Genomic DNA, 24,468 nt, shown 5'->3' on the forward strand with positions numbered 1-24,468 from the left:
ATGCAGAAAATATACTAATATAAAATTAGAAGGTGATTAAGTGGCAAGCAATACTGGAGACATTGTACGTGAGTCGTTAGATGCATTAATGAATGACGAATCCTTTCTGCCGGAATTGAAAAGCGAGGAGCGGAAACGGGCTTTTTCTTCGCTTCATTCAATTTTATCCACTCCCAATCATATTAAAAAAACATTTTTGCGGGTAGCCCGTGAGAATGGCCAAGTAGAGCGCATTCCGGCATTTCGCATCCAGCACAACAACATCTTGGGCCCGTACAAAGGTGGAATCCGTTTTCATGAAACGGTATCTGAAAAAGAAACGGGTAATTTTGCGGCATTAATGACGTTAAAGAATGCCCTTCATGAAGTGCCTTTTGGCGGCGGTAAAGGCGGGGTCATTATAAACCCAAGAGAGTATACGGATAAAGAGCTGAACCTGGTCTGCAAAAAATATGTCCAAAACTTTAATGAAACACTGGGACCTGATAAGGATATTCCAGCCCCGGATATGGGAACCGGAGAACGTGAAATGGATTGGATGATGGGCGAGTTTAAAAACATTAACCCAGGTTACGCCTACAGAGGAAGTTTCACGGGAAAAAGTGTTATAAATGGCGGTTCTTTAGGACGAAAAGAAGCGACTGGTAAAGGTGTTTACTTTACATTCCGGTATATGTTTTATGATTTTGCAAGCGAGCGGGAAGAATGGCTCAAAGGCTTGGATAACCGATTTGCTCAAAACGCCATAAAACAAATCGACAAACAGCAAACCATTGCGGTGCAGGGTTTTGGCAACGTTGGTTCCGTTGCCGCAAAAGAAGCACAGCAATGCCAATACTTAAATAATAAAGTGGTGGCCGTCAGTGACCACAATGTCATGCTTTATAATTCAGACGGTCTTGACATCACGAGTTTAATTGACTACACCAGACGCCATAATGGTGATTTGCCTGCTGATGATGAAGAACTTATGGAAGCAGGTGTGAGCGCGTCCATACACCATCGGGATGATTTACTCACAGTGGATGCCGATGTGCTGATACTGGCAGCGCTTGAGGGACAGATTCACGAAAAAAACATGAAAGATGTCAAGGCAAACGTTATTGTTGAAGGAGCCAACGCGCCGGTCACAAGTGAAGCGGACAGTTTCTTGAGTGACAATGGGGTTATTATTATCCCTGACATTCTGGCCAATGCCGGCGGTGTCATCGTATCTTATCTGGAATGGCTTCAGGGGCGGGAAACACAATTCCTTACTGAGCAGGAAGTTTATGACCGTATGTTTGATAAGATGAAAGCAACATTTGATACCATTTACCCGCAATTTTATGGCGACCCATTCCCGCTACGGCAAAACTGTTACATCCAGGCCGTGATGAAAATTTCGACCATTACATTTAAGCAGGGTAAACTATATTAATTGATGTTAAATTCTTTTAATTTATATCTCCATCTTTTTAAAAAGGCATTCTTTTTCTGAATGCCTTTAATTTTTATAAAATATGTTATAATATTCTATAAATATAGAGCTTTCACTCATTTAATAGGGAGGGAGTTACATGCACGACCAGGAACATGTAGTTGTGACAATTGATGGAGAGGAATATTTAGGATTCCCTGACCAGAATCTGCTTGATTTAATAAATACTACGGGAAATACAATACCTCAGATTTGCTACAATGAGTCGCTTGGCCCTGTTCAAACATGTGATACGTGTATGGTAGATGTCAATGGGGAGATTGTTCGAGCCTGCGGGGCAAAAGTTGAAGCCGGAATGGAAGTGAACACACAGCTTGAAAGTGCTGTTGCCTCCCAAAAAGAAGCACTCGACCGCATTCTGGAGAAACATGAGCTGTATTGTACGGTTTGTGATTACAATAACGGGGATTGTGAGATTCATAATACGATATCAGATTTTGGACTCGAACACCAATCACGTACGTTTGAACCGAAACCGTACGAAGTTGATAATTCATCACCATTTTATCGTTATGATCCCGATCAATGCATATTATGCGGCCGCTGTGTGGAAGTTTGCCAGGATGTTCAGGTTAACGAGACGCTGCTTATTGACTGGGAGCGTGAACAGCCACGCGTCGTGTGGGATAACGATGTGCCGATTGATGAATCGTCATGTGTCAGCTGCGGGCAATGTGTTACAGTCTGTCCGTGCAACGCATTGATGGAGACGTCAATGGTTGGAGAAGCAGGCTATATGACTGATCACGAGCCGGGGCTTTTGCGCTCGATGATTGAGGTTACGAAAAAGACGGAAACCGGCTACGGACCATTATTCGCTGTATCTGATACCGAAGCATCGATGCGGGAAGAGCGCATTGATAAAACCAAGACCGTTTGTACATACTGCGGTGTTGGATGCACATTTGATGTTTGGACAAAAGATCGTAAAATATTGAAAGTCGAGCCGCAGCAGGATTCTCCGGCAAATGGCATTTCAACGTGTGTAAAAGGGAAATTTGGCTGGGACTATGTTAACTCAGAGGAAAGGCTGACAAAGCCACTCATCCGAGATGGTGAGACCTTTGTCGAGGTTGAATGGGATGAAGCACTTGATTATACAGCCAAGCGTTTTGCTGAAATTAAAGCGGATAAAGGTTCGGATGCTTTAGGCTTTATCGCTTCATCAAAGGCAACCAACGAGGAATCGTACGTCATGCAAAAGCTGGCGCGTCAAGTGTATGGAACGAATAATGTGGATAACTGCTCACGCTATTGTCAATCGCCTGCAACAAAAGGGCTCTTTCGGACAGTCGGACACGGTGGCGATTCTGGTTCGATTGATGATATTGCAGATGCTGATATGGTGATAACAATTGGCTCTAATACCGCTGAATCACACCCGGTGCTGGCATCGCGGATAAAGCGGTCGCAAAAACTGTTTGGCCAGAAGCTTTATGTGTTTGATTTGAGGAAACATGAAATGGGGCAGCGCGCTGATAAGTTTTTCCAGCCAAAAAGCGGTACCGATCTCGTCTGGCTCTCTGCGGTCACGAAATACATCATCGATCAGGGTTGGGAAGATCGTGAATTCATCGACAAGTGGGTCAATAACTTTGATGACTACAAACAATCATTGGAACCATTTACACTCGACTATGCCGAAGAATTAACGGGCATTTCAAAAGATGACTTGATTGGTATAGCTGAACAGGTTACGCGTGTAGATAAACTTGCGATTTGCTGGGCAATGGGCGTTACACAGCACCAGCTCGGCAGTGATACAAGCACAGCAATTTCCAATCTTCTGCTGGTTACCGGCAATTACATGCGCAATGGCACCGGTGCGTACCCATTGCGTGGCCATAATAACGTTCAGGGCTGCAGTGATTTTGGAAGCATGCCGAACTATTTCCCGGGTTACGAGGAAGTAGCTGACGATCATGTCCGCAAGCGCTACGAAACAGCGTGGGGTGTGGAAATTCCGAAAGTGCCCGGTAAAGATAACCATGAAATGATTGGTGCCATTCATGAGGGCACGCTAAATTCGCTGTACATTCTCGGTGAAGATACCGGCATTGTTGATGCTAACATTAACTATGTGACCGCGGCGTTTGAAAAGCTGGAATTCATGGTTGTTCAAGATTTATTTTTAACCGAGACAGCAAAATATGCGGATGTTATCCTGCCTGCCGTTCCAAGCCTCGAAAAAGAGGGGACGTTCACAAATACGGAACGTCGTATTCAGCGTCTGTATAAAGCACTTGACCCTGTAGGTGATTCGCGTCCGGATTGGGAGATTATTATGGATATTGCGCAGCGTTCCGGCTTCAATTGGGGCTATAACAGTCCGTCTGACATTATGGATGAGTCCGCATCGCTTGCACCGCTTTTCGCCGGGGTCAGTTACGACAGACTGACAAATTACAACAGCCTGCAGTGGCCGGTTGCTGAAGATGGCACCGATTCACCGCTTTTATTCGTTGATGGGTTTCCATTTGCGGATAATAAAGCAAGGCTTTATCCGCTTTCATACGAATTGCTATATGACACAAATGATGAATATGATTTACATGTCAATAATGGCAGAGTACTTGAGCATTTTCATGAAGGTAATATGACGTATAAGTCTGAGGCACTGACGCATAAAATGCCAACTGCATTTATTGAAATCTCACCTGAACTTGCGGAAGAACGCGGCGTGAACGAAGGGGCGGAAGTGAAGTTGATTTCAGAATCCGGGGAAGCAACCGGTGCTGTTCATATTACTGACAGGGTGAGCGGCAAGGAGCTTTATTTGCCGCTGAACGATAACGGTAAGACTGCGGTCAATTATTTAACTGACAATTCTGTTGATAAAGATACAGATACACCTGCTTATAAAGAAATAGCCGTTAAAATGGAAGTTATTAAGAAAAAAGGCAAAAGTCCGTTACCGCCGCATAATTTCCGGCGCGGAAATCCGCAGCCGCAAATTGGCGTACAGCCTGAACGGAAGTGGGCACGGCGTGACTATGAATTTCCGGGAAGTCAGGTGAAGCAGAATGGCTGAACAAATTTCCAAAATAAAACGCATGGAGATTCCTGAAGAAACGGTTCAGGAGAAGAATATTGATGATGTGATAAAAGCCGTCAGCGAAAATAAGGAAGCGATCTTAAAAGGCATAGATTTGCTTGATTCCCTTGAACAAAGCGGGGCACTTGATATGGTGAACGCTCTCGTTAAACATAGAGAAGATGCGTTGGAGAATGTAATGGAGGAGCTGAATAAACCCCAATATGCGTCAACGCTCGAAAATTTGCCTCAGTTGATCTTTTTAATTGGAAAATTAAATGTCAACGATCTGGAAAATTTTTCTGACCGGCTGAATCATGGAATGAAAGAAGCGGCGGCTGCCGGACCATCTGAACAAACATCTTATATTGAATTGATTAGGGCGCTAAAAGACCCTGAAATAAATCGGAGTATAACCATGCTGCTGCAGTTTTTACGCGGTATGGGAAAAGAATAGCAGTCGATATCCTGACAACTCGCATAACCGAGTTGTCAGGATTTTTCATTATTTGACTGGAAATAAATCAGTACATGATATATCTCAGAACTGCGAACCGGTAAAAATTTCATTAGCCGATTCTAACGACACATCAGTAATACCCGGGTGCTTGCCGTGCTGCAGGTGATTTCGGAGAAGCAGCATCCCTCGCAAATCGTAACATGTTCAGTGAAGTCTTGCTTTGTGCTCGTCGTTTTACGCGGCCTGCTGAAGCATCCGCTCTCCGGCACATATTTCCGCCCTCGGGCACATATTCCCGCTCTCCGGAACATACTTCAGCTCTCCGGCACATATTTCAGCTCTCCGGCACATATTTTTGTTCTCCGGCGCATACTTCAGCTCTCCGGCACATATTTCAGCTCTCCGGCACATATTTTTGTTCTCCGGCGCATACTTCAGCTCTCCGGCACATATTTTTGCTCTCCGGAACATATTTCTGTTCTCCGGCGCATATTTCCGCTCTCCCGCACATATTCCCGCTTTCCGGCATATATGTCTCTGCTCCCCGGCCCCCCGGTTTCTGCTTTCCCGAGGAACCGGTCTGTCCTTTCGAGATATCGCAGCAAAGTACGTCGCAGTTTATGAAAAAACGACAAGTTTTAAGAAATTAACCCTTTTAAAAAGACATTTAGAATTCACAATATTTACTTTTGGGCGCATTTACAATAAAATAGAGTTGTACTATCGCGAGACGATATTACATAAGATAATGGAGGGTTTTATGTTCTGAACTTTCCAAAAAAGGGGAGGAGAGAAAGTGAATAGTATTCTGGTAGCAATTTTAGGTTTAGCTGTTTTTGCGCTGGGCTACCGCTATTACTCTAAGTTTGTAGCGGAAAAGATTTTCCGGCTTGACCCCAATTATGTGACACCGGCGCATAAGTATAAAGATGGTGTTGACTTTGTGCCGACAAACAAATTTGTACTGTGGGGGCACCATTTTACGTCAGTTGCAGGGGCAGCACCGATTCTGGGACCTGCCATCGCAGTTTATTGGGGATGGCTGCCGGCGTTTTTGTGGGTAATTTTGGGCACGGTTTTTGCTGCAGGGGTCCACGATTTTGGTACACTGGCAGTATCTGTCAGGAACAAAGGGCAGTCAATCGGGACTATTGCCAATAAACTGGTTGGCCAGAGAGCGAAAATATTGTTTTTATTTATCATTCTTATTCTCGTGTTGATGGTGAACGCTGTTTTTGCATGGGTTATTGCCAACTTATTTATTTCATTTCCAGCAAGCGTGCTTCCAGTGTTTATTCAAATTCCACTTGCAATCTGGATTGGTCATGCAGTCTACAAAGGTAAGACAAAAATGCTTCTGCCTTCGGTCATTGCGCTCGGCATTATGTATCTAACGGCAATTATTACGGCACAAGCCGGATTTTTGCAAATTGATCTTGTCTCATACTTCGGAGGTGAAGGCAGTACTGGCCTGTTTGGGCTTGGAGCTGTTAACAGCGCGTTTTTGATTTGGATTGTTGTTTTAATGGTATATGTTTACATCGCATCAACGTTGCCGGTATGGAAACTGCTTCAGCCAAGGGACTTTATTAATTCCCACCAGCTTGTGGTCGGTCTTGGCATTTTATATTTGGGTTTGTTGTTTACGAACCCGGAAATTACCGCGCCGGTTACCAACCCTGGAGCTGATACGTCATGGTTCCCACTATTGTTCATTACAGTGGCATGTGGTGCCATATCAGGGTTTCACGGTTTGGTATCAAGCGGAACATCTTCCAAGCAGCTGAATAAAGAAACCGATGCACGATTTGTTGGTTACTTTGGGGCTGTCGGGGAAGGGATACTGGCACTTGTTTCAATTTTAGCTGTTGTCACATTCTTTGGTTCAACAGATGAATTTTTCGGCACATACAGCAGTTTTTCCGCAGCCAATGAAGCTGGTCTGAATGTGTTTGTTGAAGGTGCCAGTGTACTTGCCGGCGGCTTGGGCATCCCACCTGCTGTCGCTGCTACAATCGTTTCAGTTATTGTCGTTAGTTTTGCGGCGACAACGCTTGATACGTCCGTCCGTATGATGCGTTACATCATTGGTGAGCTTGGAGCGGAATATAACGTGCCGGCATTGACTAAAATGCATGTGGCGACAACTGTTGCGGTTGTCTCGAGCGCAGTTTTGGTACTGATGCCTGAAGGATCACGCGGTTTTGGATCAGGCGGTTATCTGCTTTGGCCGCTGTTTGGAACCTCGAACCAGTTGCTTGCCGGAATCAGTTTGATGCTCATTTCGATTTGGCTGAAAAGACGTGGAAGCAATTACCTGGTGACGCTCATTCCAATGATATTTGTCATGTTCATGACGTTGTGGGCGATGTTCCAGCAAGTCGTCTTTGAATGGTCGTGGTTTGGAAGTGACCCTAAAATGATGCTGTTCGTTCTCGGGGCCATCATATTTGTATTCGCAGTATGGATTGTTTTAACCGCTTTCCAGGCTTTAACAGCTAATATGGATTCGGAAGATTTGGATCAAAATATCAAATGATAACAAAGCTATCCTGTTGAGATGTGAATAATTCCAGGTTTATGACACCAGAGAGGGATCAGGTCAATTGCTGATCCCTTTCCAGTTTACCAGGCTTTGAATCAGGAAAGGGAGAGGTGAGAGATCATGCTTGAGCAGCTTAAGAGGCTTGTGGCGTTTTATGAAGAGGTATTAAGTATGCCGCATCGCCAGGAAATCGCCAGAGAACTGCGTGATCAGGACGATTTGTTTTTATTGCTTTTATATTCCGAAATGATAGGGATTCCAAACCCGGTTTATTATTATACACTTGAGTTGTATCCGTATATGATTGAGGAATTCCATGAGTGGCATCTGCGCATGGGAATGGATAAGTCACCAATGACCGGCATTCGCTGCTGTTAAGGCATTAATGATGACATTGAACTGTAAGACAGAAAGGAAGTCATACGGATGGAAGTTCTAAATAAAAAAATTATCTTTGTCGGCGGAAAAGGCGGTGTCGGAAAGTCGACATCTGCTGCGGCGATCGCCTGGAAGTCAGCGAGGGAAGGGCATCGCACCTTGTTGATTTCGACGGACCCTGCCCACAATTTAGGGGATATTTTTGACAAAAGAATTGGCGGAAGTATAACGGGTGTTTCGGAAAATCTTTTTGCGCTCGAAATCGATCCGGCAATTGAGACGGAAGCATATATTAAAGGTGTGAAAGCCAATATCAAAAATGTCGTCCATACCGGTATGATGGAAGAGGTTCACCGGCAGCTTGACACGGCTAAAGCTTCACCCGGAGCAGATGAAGCAGCGTTATTTGATCGATTGATTTCCATCATATTGGAGGAAAGTGATGATTACGATAAACTGATTTTTGACACAGCGCCTACAGGCCACACAATACGCTTGTTGTCTCTGCCGGAATTAATGGGTGTGTGGATCGAAGGTATGTTGAAAAAACGTCAGAAGACAAATGAAAATTATTCAGCTTTGCTTAATGATGGTGACCCTGTGGAAGACCCGATTTATGATGTGTTAAAAGAACGTCAGGAACGATTCGCCAAGGCGCGGGAAATTTTGCTTGATGGCAGCTTAACCGGTTTTGTATTTGTGCTTAATCCGGAACGTCTGCCAATTGAAGAAACGAAAAAAGCGATTGATCTACTCGATCAGTACCATCTTCATGTGAAGACACTTATCGTCAATAAGGTTTTGCCGGAGGATGCGGATGGTGAATTTATGATTCAACGAAGACAACACGAGCAACAGTACAAGGAAATGATCAGCAAATCATTTCAAAAACAGGAAAAGATTTACGTTCCGTTGTTCCCACATGATATAATTAAACAAGAACATCTTGAGACAATAAGTTATTATTTTCGGGAGGAGCAGATAGAAGTATGAAAGCATTTGTACATGCGTATGGAGAATTAAAAGTAAAAGATATGAACGAGCCATTTGCAGATCATGGCCAAGTCAAAGTTTCCCTGAAAACGGCTGGCTTAAATCGACGTGATGTTGCTGTACCAGGGCGCAGAGGAGATGAGGCAGAACCCTTAATTCTCGGTTCTGACGGCGCTGGTGTTGTAGAGGCTATCGGTGAAGGTGTCTCTGAATTTTCGGTTGGGGATGAAGTGATTGTTAACCCATCACTTGGTTGGTATGAAAATGCAGAAGCACCACCAAAGCAGTTTGATATTTTAGGGATGCCTGATAATGGTACGTTTACCGAAACGATTGTCTTGCCTGCTGAACAACTCGAAAAAAAACCTGAGCATTTATCCTGGGAAGAGGCAGGTGTATTGGCATTATCAGGGCTGACAGGCTATCGGGCGCTCTTCACTAAAGGAAACCTGCAAGCTGAAGACACATTGTTTATCCCAGGTGCCGGGAGCGGTGTTGCAACTTATTTGATTCAATTTGCCAAGAAAGCCGGCGCACGTGTGATTGTTTCCTCAAGAAGCGAAGAGAAGTGCAATCAGGCACTGGAGCTTGGAGCCGATCGTGCGATTGACACCAACAGTGATTGGTCCGAGGAACTGAAAGATGAGACGATCGACATTGTCATCGACAGTGTAGGACAGGCAACATTTAACCGGTCGCTTGACGTGCTGGAAAAAGGCGGTCGCTTTGTGACATTCGGGGCCACAACAGACGATACCGTCGAATTAAATCTACGTAAGTTTTTCTACGGTCAGTATAAGCTGATTGGTTCGACGATGGGCAGCCAGGAAGAACTTCATGCAATGCTGGAATATATTGAACAGCACGAGATTCATCCAATCGTTGACCGGTCCTTTTTACTTGATGACGCCCAAAGTGCGCTTGACTATCTTAAGGCGTCAAAACAATTTGGCAAAGTCGTCTTAAAAGTCAGTGACTAATCGAAAGCAGACTCTTCGTGTTGGAGAGTCTGTTTTTTATATAGCCTTACTCTAAATAAGGTGTAATCTTGTCTATGGCCTTCTGCAGCCGTTCACTATTCCGTTGATAAAGCTGTTTTGATGCTTGATTCTCCGTAGCCAGAGCAAATAATTCTAAATCGGCCTGGCATTTTTTCATTGAAGCAAGCAGAAGGGGTTTTTCAGTGGGCTCTGGAACCGTTAATTTATCATCGTAAAGGTCAACGGTTAGTTGGCCGTCACTATCCACTTGCGCGAGAAATACATTTTCGATGCTGACATTCATTTTTGCGAGTTCGGTTTCCAGCCAGTTGGTGTTTAATGACGCATTTGCCAAAGGCTCGAGCAAGGCTTTTCCATCCATCACGACTGTTTGCGGTTCTTTTTCAGGGGCAACGGTCGCGCCTAGCACTTTGGGGGTGATTGGCTGGTTTTCTTTTTTCGGAAGGATATTTACTTTTCCGGTTGGCTCCAGAACAGCGAACTCAACCTCACGTGCGTTGAAAATGTGATTGTTTCGCAGTTCCTTAAGCAGATCGTCCGTGCTATAACGTTCTTTTTTCAAATTGTCCTCCATGATTTTACCATTCTGTATTAGAACCGTGGTTTTCCCCTGAACAATATTCCGGAACCGTTTGCTCTTCAGCTGCGCGAATTCAACGGCAATCGGTATAACAAGCCAGACAGCCAGTGCAATAAAACCATACATAGCATTAGTCGTAACATCGGTCACATGAATGGCGACAATGCTTCCGATAACAATCCCGGTAATATATTGAAATATATCCAGCTGTGACATTTGTTTCTTCCCGAGTGCTTTGGTGATTAAAAATAAAACGATTAAAAAGACAACCGACCGAATCATTATTTCAACCCAACCTGGCATGCATATCATTCCTTTTTGTTTTTTTTCGGATGAATTTAACTTTTATACTGGGGTTCTTCCTTGGTCAAGTGCAGCACTTGACTTTCCAGGTCATTTTGAACGGTCCGTATTGTATTCCGGACCTCCTTGAAAACTTTATCTGCTTCCTGGTCGCTTGTTTTGGCTGAAAGGGACTGGAGTGTTGCTTCGATACTTTTAATCGAACTGAAACACCCTTTAACTTGTGAACTGACAGTCATGATCATCCTATCCTTTCGGTTTGAAAATGAACGCGCCGATTAAGCCAAAAATAATGGCAGCCGATATACCGGCACTGGTTACTTCAAATATTCCCGTCACCACGCCGATGATGCCGTGTTGTTCTGCTTCTTGCATGGCGCCATGAACCAGCTGATTTCCGAAGTTTGTTATGGGTACCGTTGCCCCGGCACCGGCAAAATCAATCAGCGGGTCGTATAAACCTAATCCATCCAGGATAGCGCCGGAAATAACAAAAATGGTTAACGTAACACCTGGGTTGAGCTTAAATACGTCGAAAAGAATCTGGCCAATCACACATATTGTCCCGCCGACCACAAATGCCCAGAAAAAAATCATTGGTTATCACTCCCTGATTCAATTGAGACGGCATGGGCGATACAAGGGATCGAGTCATTTTGCTGTATGCTTAACGGGGAATGAAGTGACCCTGTCGCAACAACAAGAATACGGCTTAACTGCTCGTCTTTCATCAGTTTTAAAAAGTGGCCATAGACCCCAACTGCAGAGCTTGCTGTACCACTTGCCCCCGAGAGAACTGGCTGGCCTTCACGGTAGATGGTAAGTCCACAGTCCTGATAGTTCTCCTCTTGAACTGGTATATTTTTTTCCCGCAGCATGTCCAGTGAGATTTCCCGGCCAATGTGACCAAGGTCACCTGTTATAATCAAATCGTAATAAGACGGATCGATATCCCGTTCTCTTAAGTGAGTTTCAATCGTATCGACTGCAGCAGGTGCCATGGCGGCCCCCATATTAAAGGGATCAGATAATCCCATGTCAACAACTTTGCCGATCGTCGCTGATGTCACGGTTGGACCAATCCCATTTTTAGCCACTAGCGCGCACCCGGCGCCGGTTACCGTCCATTGAGAGGTAGGCGGTTTTTGACCGCCGTATTCTGTCGGGTAGCGGAACTGTTTTTCGGTGGCGGCATTATGACTTGCAGTTCCGCTCAAAATATAGTCGGCGCCATCTCCATTAATAATGAAAGCTGCGAGAGCCAGACTTTCCATTGACGTTGCACAGGCACTGAATAAGCCAAAATACGGCACATCCAGGGTCTTTGCGGCGAAACTGCTCGGTGTAATCTGATTGATCAAATCACCGCTTATAAAGAATTTCACCTGTTCTTTTTGGATCAGGCTGTTTTTAATGGCTGCCTGGCATGCCTCTTCCATCATGATGCGCTGTGCCTTTTCAAACGAAGACTGCTTCAGCCACATATCGTCATGCAATATATCAAACGCTTCAGGAATATTCCCATTGGCTTCAAAAGGGCCGCCAACCGTTCCTGTCGAGATAATTACCGGCTGATTGTTAAAAATCCAAGTTCGATGTCCAGTTAACATTAGAGGCCACCCCATTTAATCAAAATCGTTTTTATTAAAGCAATAACAAATGCTGAAAAAACCCCATATACAATGACAGGGCCCGCCAATTTAAACATATTGCCGCCGACGCCAAGTATGAAGCCTTCAGCTCGATGTTCAATTGCTGAAGATATGACAGCATTTCCAAACCCGGTTACAGGTACAGCCGAACCGGCACCAGCAAATTGACCGATGCGATCATACACACCAAATCCCGTCAAGAACATCGTGATGAAAATGAGTGTCGCAACGGTCGGGTTTCCCGCCGTTTGTTCGGTAAACCCAAAAAAATAAACATACATGGTGGAAATGATTTGACCGATAAAACAAATGAAACCACCTACGAGAAAGGCTTTAATGCAATTTTTAAGTAATGGCCTTTTTACCTCTCTATGTTTGGCAAAAGTTTGGTATCTTTGGGCAGCTGGCGGTAAATTTTTCTTTTTTTTATCTGCCATACATTCTCACGCATCCTTTACGTTTTATCCTTTTTCAACTTAATAAGGCGGTTTACTTCTTTTTTCAGTTTTTTCGCTGAAATATCCTGGTTTTCAATTTTTTCCTCTAACGTTTTAAGTTCCAAAACAAGTTTTTTATCAGTGGAAACCTCAACTTTCAGATCAGGGAATTCCTTGTCTAATTTTTTTTGGACTTTCTTGTTTAATTCAGCCAACTGAAATCGTTTATGATGTTTTATTTCAAATGCAACCAACAATTTTTTACTATGGCTGACAGCGTGTATTTTTGTGATATCCTCGTATTTTTTTAATTTTTCTTTGGCTTGATTTGCAGAGGATTGATCAAGAGAATTGCTGCTGGATGAAATCATACTGTAATCAATATCCTCGTTTGTATCGACTGCGTTGTTATCAGTACCGCAGCCAACCAGCATCATGCTCAGGGCAAGTATCACAAAAAACCTTAAAACACCCATATGATGACCTCCAGATTTAAAGGGGCTGGCTTAGGCCAGCCTCATTGTTTAAAATCCTTTATATTGTGGTTCCTCTTGTTCCATTTGCTGTACACGCGGTTCGACAGATTGCAGAATCGTTTGGGTCTGATTCGCTGCATTTTCATAGAGCTTTTTGGCTTGTTTATTTTCTGTTTGCAGTGCAAACTGTTCAAAGCTTGCCTGCGCATAAGCCTGCAATTGTTTGTTTAACCTGGGATGAGACTGTCAATGGATTCATCCTCCTTTTGATTGGGAATATATAGCTGTACCAGCGGTAAAACATACAGGAAAACATTACGCCACTTCAAGATGTATTCCCTGGCGCTTCACTATTTATAATTTAATTCAGCACCGATAATTATGCTTTCTATTTTTTACCTATTAAGAAAAACACAGATGTGAAACAAAAAATAATTTTTTCTTCAAAATTCTGGAACTTTTCGGTGGGGAAATTCGTCTAATAATTAAGAATGGGGAGGAGAGAATATGAAAAAGCTAGTTGCGGTTAATGGATTTGCGGTGGCTTGTATACTTGTCATCATTTCTTATTTCTTTTTCGAGCAGGCTGAAACTGAGCTTGCAAATGGCGAGACAAATGCTATCCAGCAAGACGATTTTATTTTACATATTCGGGTGGAAAATGTGGACGAAGGTTTTCAGGTGTTCCGGGCGCTTCAGTATGTTGGAGAGGGATCTGTCGAAATGAAACATCATACACCACTTATATCCGTTTCATTTAAAAATAAAAATCATGATTATACAGGGAGCACAGTGACTAAATCGTTAAATACGGGCATTAGTTATCATCCACAAAGCGCCAAACGCTTCAAACGGCCGAGTGAAGGCACATACACACTTTTCTGTGAAGCCAGGTTCATGGTCAACGATCAGCATATAACGATTCATCATCAGCAAGAGCTGGTCTTTAATTAAATGTGAACAGCATCCCAAAAATTGGATGCTGTCAATCTGTATCATTTTCTTGTTGTTCTGTTTCGTTTAAATGGAATTCAATTTTTTCTTCGGGTTTATTGCCGTTTTCCCATTGTTTGAGTTGTGCAGTGGTTGGTTCAGCTATATCCGGCACCGTCACAGTAAAACGGTCGGTCTGAGTCCATTCGACATTTAAAAGCGGCCATGTATAATTCAGTACGTCCTTGTCGTTTGATTTATTGTGAAGTGTCATTGCTTCCCACGAATTCAAATCGATAACAACAATATCGGAAAGGGCAGGCCGGGATTCTTCTCTGTTAAAATGAAATAAAACTTTATTCATATCAGGTGATGCGGTCTTTTGTACCAATGTTGCAAGATCTGCAATTAGATATGTTCTGTTTTCCTCAGTTTGATCCAGCAATAAATAGGAGCATGAATTGGATTCGTGACAGGAGAATTCAAGTAAAAATAGCTGTCTGTCGGGTGTTTGAATTGGCAGGAGTGTCATTTGTGCAATTGCTTGCTGCCGATCATCTACAGCTGTTAAGTAACTGTCAAGGATGGGCACCATTTTCAAGTTTATCATTATTGTTTCTTTCGGCAGGACAAATTCGATAAATTCATCAACTTCCTCTTCCTCACCATTTCCTTTCTCTTGTTCAATAATTTCCGGGACTTGGGCGGCATCTTCTGACGGTGTGTCAGACTGTACGATGGCCGGTTCCTCATCACAACCTGTCAGCAACATAAGCAACATCAAAGTGAAGATTTTCTTTCCCATGCCACCACGCACCTCCGTGCCAATTTTCTTAATATCATTATACTAAAAATCCCTTTCAAAAGCCTCAAATTTTTTCATTACAGGAACGCTCCTTTATCTCAAACTTTTCGTGACAGCAGGATGTCTGTGATATCAATTTACTTGGGTTTTTGTTAAACTTGGGTTAGCAGCAGTCTTGTAACGGAGGTTTAAATATAAATGGCAGACATAAGAAAACCGATCCCGGTCGAAAAAGCTATCGAGTATGTTTGGGAATACAGGCTGAATGGGGAAGCAGAATATATATCCATAAATGACTGTGACAATAGAAGGCTGGCCGAGGATATTATAGCTAACCACCCTGTTCCGCCATTTCCGAAATCACCTTATGATGGTTTCGCACTTCGCTCAGATGATACAGTCGAAGCAAGCAGAGATAATCCGGTAACATTTGAGGTCGTGGAACATATCGGAGCCGGAGAGGTGCCTGAAAAAAAATTACATAAAGGGCAGGCAACACGCATTATGACAGGTGCCAAAATCCCGGAAGACGCCGATTGTATCGCTATGTTTGAAATATGTGACACTTATGAGCATGAAAATTCTTCCTATATGTCGATTAAGCGAAAGATGGAGCCAAATCAGAATATTATCGAAGAAGGCTCAGAAGTAGCAAAAGGGGAAAAGCTGATTAACCAAGGAACACTGATTAATCCCGGCACGAAAGCAATTCTTGCCACGTTTGGCTACAACCGGGTAAAAGTCGCCAAGAAACCAGTCATAGGTGTCATCGCAACGGGAACTGAACTCCTGGATGTTGACGAGGAACTGCAGCCGGGAAAAATTCGTAATTCCAATGCTTATATGATCACATCCCAAATCATCCGTGCGGGAGCGGCGTATAAGTATTTTGGAAAGCTGGAAGATGAATTAAACACAAGTTATGAAATGATTAAACAAGCTTTGAATGAAGTCGATATATTGATAACAACGGGCGGTGTGTCGGTAGGTGATTTTGACTTAATGCCGGCAATTTATGAGAAACTGGGAGCTGAGGTGCTTTTTAACAAAGTGGCAATGCGCCCGGGGAGTGTGACAACCGTTGCAGCAGCAGATGGAAAATTGTTGTACGGCTTATCCGGAAATCCATCGGCATGCTATGTCGGTTTTGAACTTTTTGCAAGACCTGTTGTGCAGCATTATTTGTTTAATGAGATGCCGTTTTTACGACGGGTTAAAGCTATCCTGGCAGATGATTTCTCTAAACCAAATCCTTTTACACGATTTGTGCGGAGCTATATCACTTATGAAAATGGCAACGTCCATGCAAATCTTTCGGGAATAGATAAATCCAATGTTGTCACCTCACTGGCACATTGTAACAGTTTAATGGTTTTGCCCGGCGGGACACGCGGATTTAAAGCAGGGGATGAAGTTGAAGCAATGCTTTTGGAGGATAATCAAGGACAGGCGGGATTTCTGGCGGAATAAATTAAATGGGTATCTGCGTCACAAAGACCTGGTTACAACCCAAGTTCTTTAACAAAAAAAGGAGAGGTTTCTGTGAATAACGAACCAGCGCCAATTAAAGACCATTTTGGAAGAGTCCTTAAAGATCTGCGTATTTCAGTGATTGATAAATGCAATTTCCGGTGCACTTATTGCATGCCTAAGGAGATCTTCGGTGAAGATTATGTATTCCTGTCAGAAAAAGAGTTGTTAAGCTTCGATGAGATTATACGGTTGGCTGAAATATTTGCACGTTTAGGTGTGGAAAAAATCCGCATTACAGGCGGTGAACCACTGATGCGAAGGAATTTGGATCATTTAATCGCTGCGCTCTCTGATATCCCCGGCATAAAAGATATTGCACTGACGACAAATGCCGTTATGCTCACAAAAATGGCTAAAAAACTTAAAGCTGCGGGATTGAATAGAGTCAACATCAGTTTGGATGCCATAGAAGATGAGGTTTTTAAAGGGATTAACGATAGAGGGGTCGGATCCAATCCGGTATTAAAAGGAATCGAGGCTGCTAAAGATGCAGGACTTGGTGTTAAAATTAATATGGTTGTTAAAAAGGGCATGAACGAAAGCCAGATACTCCCGATGGCCCGATATTTTAAAGGAAAAGATATTATTTTGCGTTTTATTGAATTTATGGATGTCGGTAATAGTAATGGCTGGGATTTTAAACACGTTATTTCCAAAAAAGACATCGTCAATACGATTAACGAAGAAATGCCAATTGAACCGGCAGAAGAGAACTACTACGGCGAGGTAGCCTCGAGGTATCGCTATAAAGATGGTGAAGGAGAAATCGGGGTTATATCATCCGTAACCGATTCCTTCTGTGGCACATGTACCAGGATCCGATTATCTGCAGACGGAAAACTCTACACATGTCTTTTCGCCTCCGACGGATTTGATATCCGCGAAAAAATGAGAGAGGATAAACTGTCAAATGATGAAGTTGAACAAGAATTGACGAGCTTGTGGGGAAGACGTAAAGATCGCTACTCTGAAGAGCGGACCGAAGAAACCCATCGCAACCGTAAAAAAATTGAAATGAGTTATATTGGCGGATAAAACCAAATTCAGAAGGGGGGTGGAGACGTGAAAACATTTAAGCTGAGTTCTTTGAAAATTATCGATAACGAAGACGCTGACATGTTGGAACAACCAATCCCTCTCTTGGATGGCCTGATTATAAACCGGGAAGACAATAACTCCCGATGGGTAGTCGAGGCTTACCTTGATAAAAGTCAGTATGATTTTTTTCATAATCTGAGAAAAAATAGTGCTGAAGTATTGATACAAGCGAAGATCACCAAAGAAAGCAACAGGCCGGCCACTTTCATCACTGCCATTGTCGATATGAATCTAATTGGCGAACAAATCAATGTGATTTTTATGGGGACGATTGTGGATCACCGAAAAGAAATTGTAGAAAAAAAGCTTAAGACACTGATTGAACAAGGCTATCAGGGAGAAGAACTGCTTGATAAGTTTAAAGAACAAATTTAAATTGAAGAAGACGACATTGATTGTTAGGGTCCTGATCACGTACTGGTCAGCGGCCCGTTTTTTAATAATCTGTTCCTATCCCATTAAACAATAGCGCGTGTATTGCATATATGAAGGCTGTTTCAAAGTCAGTTTGATGATACACCATCTTCTTGATAAAATGTCGAAATATGAAGCTTTTATGCAAAATGACTGCTATAATGATGTTAAGATTTTTGCAAGTGTGCCGATAATATTATTGAGAATGCAGGGTGTTCTGGATGTCTGGATATTCATTGTTCCGCTGGGTAAACCGGCTCTCACCAGTACAATTAATATTTTTATTTTATTTTATAGCAGTTATTGCGGCAACGGTTTTATTGGCATTGCCCGCAGCGCAGCAGGATGGTGTGAACCTGCCGTTTATTGATGTATTGTTCACTGCGGTCAGTGCGCTTAGTGTAACCGGGCTCAGCACGGTAACGATAGCGGAAACGTTCAGTACAACAGGAATTGTTATGATGGCGGTCATCCTCCAGTTAGGCGGCGTTGGTGTAATGGCTGTTGGGACGTTTATCTGGATGATTATCGGCAAAAAAATCGGGCTGAGGGAACGCCGGCTGATTATGGCGGATCAGAATCAGACATCATTTGCGGGAATCGTCCGTTTGGTAAAGGAAATTTTAGTCGTTATTCTGATCATTGAGCTAATCGGTTTTTTGATACTGGGCACTTATTTTCTGCAATACTTTCCAACCGTAAAAGAAGCTTATTTTCAAGGTTTTTTCGGAGCCATCAGCGCCACGACAAATGGCGGCTTCGATATAACAGGTCAGTCTCTCGTAATATTTCAGGATGATTATTTCGTTCAGTTTATTAATATGCTGCTTATTATTTTTGGCGCAATTGGTTATCCTGTCCTGATTGAAATAAAAGCTTTCTTATTTTCGAAAGGGAACAGTGAGCAACCATTCAGGTTTACATTGTTTACGAAAGTAACAACATTAACGTTTACTGGTTTGATTGTTGCAGGAGCCGTCTTTATTATGCTGCTGGATATAGATGGATTTTTCAGTGATAAATCCTGGCATGAAGTGTTGTTTTATTCACTGTTTCAGTCGGTTACGACAAGGAGCGGCGGTTTGAGCACAATGGATGTGAGCCTGCTCTCGGAGCCAAACCATCTATTTATGTCTCTTCTTATGTTCATCGGTGCTTCACCAAGCAGTGCCGGCGGCGGGATCCGGACGACTACCTTTGCATTAGTTGTCATATTCATTTTTACATATGCCAGAGGCAAACGCAGCATTCGTTTGTTTAATCGGGAAGTATATGAGGAGGATCTGTTAAAAGCTGTAACAGTGACATTAATGGCGTTTATCTTTGTGTTTACAGCTACGGTTATAATTTTAATCGTTGAGCCATTTGAGCTGAGTTATATCTTGTTCGAAGTTACTTCTGCGTTTGGAACGGTCGGGCTTTCGTTGGGCATAACAGAAAACTTATCGACTTTAAGTAAAACGATTATCATGTTCTTAATGTTCATAGGAAGAGTAGGGATTATTACATTTTTGTTTATCTTCCAGGACAATAAAAGAAGTGGAAAATACCATTATCCAAAAGAAAAAATGATTATAGGATAAACACTGACGTCTATTTGCGGGGGGAGGGTAACCATGGTTTCGAAAACGAAATTGCCAATCGACGATCAATTATTTGATAAGTTAAATGAAGCTATTCTGTTTGTTCGCCGAAATGGTGATATTATCCGCGGGAATAGTGCGGCTTTAACTTTATTAAACGCAGATTTATCAATGAAAAAATCTGTGTATGAATTTCTTGATTTTGAGTTGCTGAAGCCGCGTAATGAGTCACATTTATTAATGGCTATAAAGAACCAGGATGACAAGCTGGCAGAAGTGAAGTCGGTTTTTATGGATGACGGTACGTGTTGTCTTATTATCAGAGAAGTGTTTCCCGATGAAAAAACGAATGAACTGAAAAAATATATCGACCATAACCCCGGTGCAGGATCTGAAGGGGTTGTGATGTCCGAGGGCATTTCTATCCTTGATTGTGACCAGTCATTTGCAGATATGTTTGGCTATACAGTTGCCGAAATCAAACAGAGGGGTCTAAAGGAGCTAATTGATGAACAGAGCTTCCAACAGCTGTCTGATCAATGCGAAACAACCGGGAAGACCAATGAATTAACGGGCGTTCGCAGTGATTCCTCAACGTTTAATTTTGAAATGATGCAGTACCCGTATCATCATCATGGGAAAATTGTCAGACTGGCTGCCATCAAAGATATCACCAATCAGATCGAGAACGAGAAACGCATCGAATATATGGCTTATTATGATGAGCTGACAGATTTGCCGAACCGGAATTTCTTTTATAAAGTTTTGAAAGAAGCTATCAATGAAGCTGAATTGCTTCATGAAATGCTGGCAGTCTATTTTGTTGATTTGAATTATTTTAAAGAGATCAACGACACACTTGGCTATAATTTTGGTGATCAATTATTAAAGGCTTGCGGTGAACGGATGAAGTCTTTTTTGAATACAGACACGTTTCTCGCCCGAATGAGCGGAGATGAATTTCTTATTTTGCAACGCAGACCTGAAAATCAGGAATCTGTTAATTTATTCGCTGATGCCATGATAGATGCTTTCGAAAAACCAATCAAGATTAATGGTTACGAAATTTTTATATCGATTAGTATCGGTATCAGCATTTATCCGGAAAATGGAACATCAGCAAATGAATTAATCAAGCATGCCGACTCAGCTATGTATGTTATTAAAGAAAAGCAGGGCAGTCATTACAATATCTTTGAATCGTCTATATCTGAGAACTTTAAAGCTATGCTGACAATGGAGACTGAATTGCGCCAAGCTCTGAAACACGGACAATTTGAACTTCATTATCAACCGCAAAAAAGTCTTAGTTCGAATAAAATCGTTGGCATGGAAGCGCTTCTTCGCTGGAAGCATCCTGTGAAAGCATACATACCACCGGATGAGTTCATAGGACTTGCAGAAAAAACAGGATTAATTATTGATATCGGAGACTGGGTTTTGAGAGAGGCATGCAGACAAAACAAGTTGTGGCAAGACAAGGGGTATCAACCTGTCAGTGTGAGCGTTAATTTATCTGCCAAGCAGTTTTACCAAAGAGGGCTGGTGGAAAAAGTGAAAGACGTTCTGCGTGAAACCGGTCTGAATGCAAAATATTTGGAGTTGGAAATAACTGAAACGATGGCAATGACGAATGAAGATAATATAATGGATACGATGCATCGCTTGCGTCAGCTGGGGGTAAAGGTATCGATCGATGATTTTGGCACGGGGTATTCATCGTTTAAATATTTAAGTGTTTTCCCTGTTACCAAATTAAAAATTGATAAAATGTTCATTAACGAAAATCCGAGCCAAAACCAGGCTATCGTCAAATCGATTATTCATATGTCGCATTCACTTGATATGAAAGTAATCGCCGAGGGTGTGGAAACAATCGATCAGTTAAAGTTTTTAATGAAGGAAAAGTGTGACGAAATGCAAGGGTTTTATTTCAGCAAACCGCTGCCCCCGGAGAAATTAACAAAGTTATTTCAGGCAGAATATCAAAGTTTAAAATAAATTTAATCGTTCGTCTCGAAAAAAAGCTGGACAAGGCCCGGGAAGCAAAAAAAGGGGCCGGTCCAGTCGCGCCATGACAGTTTTAAAGTTAAACAATTTAACTATTCGTCAGTTGATATCTGCATAATTTTTAATTGATCGTTTTCGCGATCGATCGTAAGCGTGTAAGTTATCTGTTTCTCTTCGGTTCCTTCTTCTTCCTGCTGTTTAACTTCCGCTGTTACCTCTGCAGTTATTTTAACTTGATTATCTTCTGAAACGTCACTTTTAAAGTCAGAATAGTGAAGGTCCACATAATGTATGTACCCTTCCCGGAAATCCGGGTAGGACTCAGCGGATTGCATCGCACTTCCGAGCAGTGTGTAGGCGCCGACATAATCTCTGATACTGATGCTTTCAAAAAAGTAATCAGCTACATATTCGGCATCTTCAGCAAGTTGTTCAGGGCTTTCGGTACGGGTTATATCATTCGTATTTTTAAAATCAAGCTGGTCATTTTTTGCTTCATTAGACCATGATGTCACTTGATCATAAATTTCATTTGATGGGATGCTGAATCCGATTGTTCCATCCGATGTGCCAACAGCATTGACACCTATTACATGCCCGGTTGCCCGATTGATTAGGGGGCCGCCGCTGTTCCCCTCAGTGATTTGCGCAGATATTTGATATGCGTTTTCGTAGTTGAAGCCATCAACGGTAAAATTCCTCTCTGTGCCGGATATTATTCCAAGTGTTACCGTGTTTTGAAAACCATGGGGACTGCCCAGGGCAATGACTTCATCTCCGGTTTCCGCTTTTGTATCTTCTTCCAATGTTAATGCGCTTTGATCTGCAAGCTGGGGCACGCGAACGACAGCAATATCGGTTTCCTCACCGGTACCTACAACTGCGGCTGGATAAATATGCCCATTCGCAGTCCGAACATTAATGACGTCAGCATCTTTAATAACATGAGCATTGGTAATGATGTCACCTTTTCCATTGTATAAAAATCCGGATCCGGTTTTTGTATTTTGTTCGTTTTGACCTTCGATTTGAACCACGCTTTTTTCGGCATTATGAATGATTGTTTTAAGGTCCAAGGTTTCATTGCTTGATTCAACTTCATTTATCATAGGATTATTAACTGAAACATCGTCTGTCAGCAATTGATTGTTCAGAATGATTAAAACGACTATACCTATGATAACGAGCGTCACCGACATGATTACCGGTCCGCGCAGTTTCTTGTCCAATTTGTTCACCTCGCTGTTATGTCCTTATTGATGATCAGTGTACCACCTGATTTGATTTATGGTAACGCTGAGATTTTTTCTTTTGGCAATATCAAAGTGGGTGAACTCGAACTCACCGGTTTCATCGGGGAAAAGCGTGTCCGGATAGGCATACACTTCGTTTGATAATAACTTCTCATCCCCCTGCATTAAGTCGTATTCAATAAGGATGGAATTGATGGGTATTGTGGCAACGCTTTGTACCTGGCCTTTCACGGCTGCATTACCCTGGTCATCACGAGTGACGTCAGCTTCGACCAGTTCGATTGCATCATTTTCGTTTAATTTTCGTTCAGCTTCAGCGGAATTGATTGCTTGTTCAATTCTGTGCTGTTGGGCAGTTTCAAAAGCTGTTTTTTCTTTTTCGATTGTTGTTTTCAAACTTTGAAGTTTTTCGGATTCCGGTGCATACTTCAGTCCATCTTCTACCAACAATAAAGCATCAGAGAATTGTTTATCTTTTAATTGTTCACTTGCTTGGGCGAAAGTGTGGTCAACTATTTGACCCCGGATATTATCTGCAACTTCAGTTGCTTTATCGGTTTGAATCGCATCAGCTTCCCATAAGAGTGTTTTTAAATCATTTATGCCGGGTTCCTGTTCAAGGTTGAATCTCAATTGTTCTAATTTAATGGCACTGCGCTTTTCTGTCAGTTTATTAATTAGAGGATTTACCGCTTCACCAATATAAGTTGTTAATTTGTTTTCAGCATCATTGATAATTGATAAGGCGTCCTGATAAGCTTCTTGATCAAGGTGTTCATCGACTTGATTCATTTGCTCCTCAATAGTTTGCGCTGTTTGCACATAACTCAGCAGCGTATCGGCTTGGGAAAAGGACGCTTGTTTATCCAGAGCTGATTTCAAGTGTGTGCTTGCCTGATCATAGTTTTCATCGACAGCATTTTCTTCGGCTTTTTTGTATAACTCCTTTGCCTCTGCGGTCTGCTGTTGCTGGAAAATGTAATAACCCCCGATAGCCAATATGATAACAGCAGCCACCGCTATAGGAATGTACCAGTATTTATTAAATTGCTGTTTGGTATCAAGACGTTCGTGCATGTCTTCAGGTAAATTTTTACCGCATTTAATGCAATAAGCTTCGTTATCACGTACTTTTGTGCCGCAATAAGGACAATGATGCATAACCATACCTGCTTTCCATTGATGTAATAAATGGGGAATCGATTGCTTATAATAATTTTATCATATTTTTGTGATTTCCCACATGATGGTTTTTGTAAACGCGAGCTCCTTTGAATGAAGTTTCGCTTTTCCACCCATGTAAAGGCCAGTAAGCTGCCAAAATACGGCAGCTAACTGTCCCTAAATGTCTGATTCTGCTCGGGCCTGCAGGATGCAGGTCACAAAGGCGTTGCCACAGGACGTGGCGGTTTTAGCCTTTGTACCTTGATCATTCAGCGGGAAATTCATCCGCTGAATGAAGTTTCGCTTTTCCACCCATGTAAAGGCCAGTAAGCTGCC

General features: G+C 42.5%; 23 protein-coding genes and 1 pseudogene. 13 read left to right on the forward strand and 11 right to left on the reverse strand.

Translation table 11 applies throughout. The features are described 5' to 3' along the window. Positions 1 to 40: 40 nt before the first annotated feature. From BMZ22_RS02115 to BMZ22_RS02125, 3 genes are all read left to right on the forward strand, one after another. The gene (locus tag BMZ22_RS02115) at positions 41 to 1,420 is read left to right on the forward strand and encodes a Glu/Leu/Phe/Val family dehydrogenase (RefSeq protein WP_425434264.1); all 1,380 of its coding nucleotides are present in this window, start codon (positions 41 to 43) and stop codon (positions 1,418 to 1,420) included. Positions 1,421 to 1,559: 139 nt separating this feature from the next. Beyond that, positions 1,560 to 4,511, forward strand: coding sequence for a formate dehydrogenase subunit alpha (gene fdhF, locus BMZ22_RS02120; RefSeq protein WP_090080555.1), 2,952 nt, complete (start codon positions 1,560 to 1,562; stop codon positions 4,509 to 4,511). After that, positions 4,504 to 4,971 (forward strand): helical membrane plugin domain-containing protein, encoded by a 468-nt coding sequence (locus BMZ22_RS02125; protein WP_090080557.1) that lies wholly within the window; start codon positions 4,504 to 4,506, stop codon positions 4,969 to 4,971. The genes fdhF and BMZ22_RS02125 overlap by 8 nt, the downstream gene beginning before the upstream one ends. A gap of 237 nt (positions 4,972 to 5,208) precedes the next feature. Here BMZ22_RS02125 and BMZ22_RS02130 read toward each other — a convergent pair whose 3' ends face one another. Then, positions 5,209 to 5,445 (reverse strand): hypothetical protein, encoded by a 237-nt coding sequence (locus BMZ22_RS02130; protein WP_090080558.1) that lies wholly within the window; start codon positions 5,443 to 5,445, stop codon positions 5,209 to 5,211. A gap of 325 nt (positions 5,446 to 5,770) precedes the next feature. Here BMZ22_RS02130 and BMZ22_RS02135 point away from each other — a divergent pair, with 325 nt between their 5' ends. The 4 genes from BMZ22_RS02135 to BMZ22_RS02150 all read left to right on the forward strand — a co-directional run bounded on the left by BMZ22_RS02135 (position 5,771) and on the right by BMZ22_RS02150 (position 9,870). Then, positions 5,771 to 7,513 carry a carbon starvation CstA family protein gene (locus BMZ22_RS02135; protein ID WP_090080560.1) on the forward strand — a complete coding sequence of 581 codons (1,743 nt, stop codon included), beginning with the start codon at positions 5,771 to 5,773 and terminating at the stop codon, positions 7,511 to 7,513. 126 nt (positions 7,514 to 7,639) lie between these two features. Beyond that, positions 7,640 to 7,897 (forward strand): cory-CC-star protein, encoded by a 258-nt coding sequence (locus BMZ22_RS02140; RefSeq protein ID WP_090080561.1) that lies wholly within the window; start codon positions 7,640 to 7,642, stop codon positions 7,895 to 7,897. A 48-nt stretch (positions 7,898 to 7,945) separates the two neighbouring features. After that, positions 7,946 to 8,890, forward strand: a complete 945-nt coding sequence (locus tag BMZ22_RS02145; RefSeq protein ID WP_090080563.1) for an ArsA family ATPase — start codon at positions 7,946 to 7,948, stop codon at positions 8,888 to 8,890. Next, positions 8,887 to 9,870, forward strand: coding sequence for a zinc-binding dehydrogenase (locus BMZ22_RS02150; RefSeq protein WP_090080565.1), 984 nt, complete (start codon positions 8,887 to 8,889; stop codon positions 9,868 to 9,870). The genes BMZ22_RS02145 and BMZ22_RS02150 overlap by 4 nt, the downstream gene beginning before the upstream one ends. A gap of 46 nt (positions 9,871 to 9,916) precedes the next feature. On the opposite strand, the gene BMZ22_RS02155 is transcribed toward BMZ22_RS02150, so the two are convergent. The 7 genes and pseudogenes from BMZ22_RS02155 to BMZ22_RS02185 all read right to left on the reverse strand — a co-directional run bounded on the left by BMZ22_RS02155 (position 9,917) and on the right by BMZ22_RS02185 (position 13,589). Continuing rightward, positions 9,917 to 10,774, reverse strand: a complete 858-nt coding sequence (locus BMZ22_RS02155) for a DUF421 domain-containing protein (protein WP_090080567.1) — start codon at positions 10,772 to 10,774, stop codon at positions 9,917 to 9,919. A 35-nt stretch (positions 10,775 to 10,809) separates the two neighbouring features. Next, a complete protein-coding gene (locus BMZ22_RS02160) occupies positions 10,810 to 11,013 on the reverse strand; it encodes a DUF1657 domain-containing protein (protein WP_090080569.1) in 204 nt (67 codons plus the stop codon). A 7-nt stretch (positions 11,014 to 11,020) separates the two neighbouring features. Then, complete coding sequence (spoVAE, locus tag BMZ22_RS02165) at positions 11,021 to 11,371, reverse strand: stage V sporulation protein AE (protein ID WP_090080570.1); 351 nt, start codon at positions 11,369 to 11,371, stop codon at positions 11,021 to 11,023. Continuing rightward, the gene (gene spoVAD / locus BMZ22_RS02170; RefSeq protein WP_090080572.1) at positions 11,368 to 12,384 is read right to left on the reverse strand and encodes a stage V sporulation protein AD; all 1,017 of its coding nucleotides are present in this window, start codon (positions 12,382 to 12,384) and stop codon (positions 11,368 to 11,370) included. Before spoVAD ends, spoVAE begins: the two co-directional genes overlap by 4 nt. Next, entirely contained in the window at positions 12,384 to 12,863 is a 480-nt protein-coding gene (gene spoVAC / locus BMZ22_RS02175) for a stage V sporulation protein AC (protein WP_090080574.1), read from the reverse strand. The genes spoVAD and spoVAC overlap by 1 nt, the downstream gene beginning before the upstream one ends. 17 nt (positions 12,864 to 12,880) lie before the next feature. Next, positions 12,881 to 13,339 carry a YhcN/YlaJ family sporulation lipoprotein gene (locus BMZ22_RS02180; RefSeq protein ID WP_090080575.1) on the reverse strand — a complete coding sequence of 153 codons (459 nt, stop codon included), beginning with the start codon at positions 13,337 to 13,339 and terminating at the stop codon, positions 12,881 to 12,883. A 48-nt stretch (positions 13,340 to 13,387) separates the two neighbouring features. Continuing rightward, positions 13,388 to 13,589, reverse strand: a pseudogene (locus BMZ22_RS02185) (DUF1657 domain-containing protein). A 257-nt stretch (positions 13,590 to 13,846) separates the two neighbouring features. Between BMZ22_RS02185 and BMZ22_RS02190 the strand changes: the two are divergent. Further along, on the forward strand, positions 13,847 to 14,293 hold the full coding sequence (locus BMZ22_RS02190) for a hypothetical protein (RefSeq protein WP_090080577.1): 447 nt from the start codon (positions 13,847 to 13,849) through the stop codon (positions 14,291 to 14,293). A 31-nt stretch (positions 14,294 to 14,324) separates the two neighbouring features. Here the strand turns inward: BMZ22_RS02190 and BMZ22_RS02195 are convergent, their stop codons facing one another. Then, a complete protein-coding gene (locus BMZ22_RS02195; RefSeq protein WP_090080579.1) occupies positions 14,325 to 15,077 on the reverse strand; it encodes a hypothetical protein in 753 nt (250 codons plus the stop codon). A 198-nt stretch (positions 15,078 to 15,275) separates the two neighbouring features. Here BMZ22_RS02195 and BMZ22_RS02200 point away from each other — a divergent pair, with 198 nt between their 5' ends. The 5 genes from BMZ22_RS02200 (at position 15,276) to BMZ22_RS02220 (ending at position 21,706) form a co-directional block, all read left to right on the forward strand. Then, positions 15,276 to 16,547, forward strand: a complete 1,272-nt coding sequence (locus BMZ22_RS02200) for a molybdopterin molybdotransferase MoeA (protein WP_090080581.1) — start codon at positions 15,276 to 15,278, stop codon at positions 16,545 to 16,547. A gap of 72 nt (positions 16,548 to 16,619) precedes the next feature. Further along, positions 16,620 to 17,645, forward strand: a complete 1,026-nt coding sequence (moaA, locus tag BMZ22_RS02205; RefSeq protein WP_090080583.1) for a GTP 3',8-cyclase MoaA — start codon at positions 16,620 to 16,622, stop codon at positions 17,643 to 17,645. 27 nt (positions 17,646 to 17,672) lie between these two features. Then, complete coding sequence (locus BMZ22_RS02210; RefSeq protein WP_090080585.1) at positions 17,673 to 18,083, forward strand: YwpF-like family protein; 411 nt, start codon at positions 17,673 to 17,675, stop codon at positions 18,081 to 18,083. 260 nt (positions 18,084 to 18,343) lie between these two features. After that, entirely contained in the window at positions 18,344 to 19,705 is a 1,362-nt protein-coding gene (locus BMZ22_RS02215) for a TrkH family potassium uptake protein (protein ID WP_090080587.1), read from the forward strand. Positions 19,706 to 19,738: 33 nt separating this feature from the next. Next, a complete protein-coding gene (locus tag BMZ22_RS02220) occupies positions 19,739 to 21,706 on the forward strand; it encodes a bifunctional diguanylate cyclase/phosphodiesterase (protein ID WP_090080589.1) in 1,968 nt (655 codons plus the stop codon). Positions 21,707 to 21,807: 101 nt separating this feature from the next. Here BMZ22_RS02220 and BMZ22_RS02225 read toward each other — a convergent pair whose 3' ends face one another. Next, positions 21,808 to 22,953: a S1C family serine protease gene (locus tag BMZ22_RS02225; RefSeq protein WP_245745142.1), complete on the reverse strand. Its 1,146-nt coding sequence runs from the start codon at positions 22,951 to 22,953 to the stop codon at positions 21,808 to 21,810. Positions 22,954 to 22,968: 15 nt separating this feature from the next. Beyond that, positions 22,969 to 24,129 carry a zinc-ribbon domain-containing protein gene (locus BMZ22_RS02230; RefSeq protein WP_245745144.1) on the reverse strand — a complete coding sequence of 387 codons (1,161 nt, stop codon included), beginning with the start codon at positions 24,127 to 24,129 and terminating at the stop codon, positions 22,969 to 22,971. Positions 24,130 to 24,468: the final 339 nt, after the last annotated feature.

Origin of the sequence: Lentibacillus persicus (assembly GCF_900112705.1) — a bacterium.
GTDB lineage: Bacteria > Bacillota > Bacilli > Bacillales > Amphibacillaceae > Lentibacillus > Lentibacillus persicus.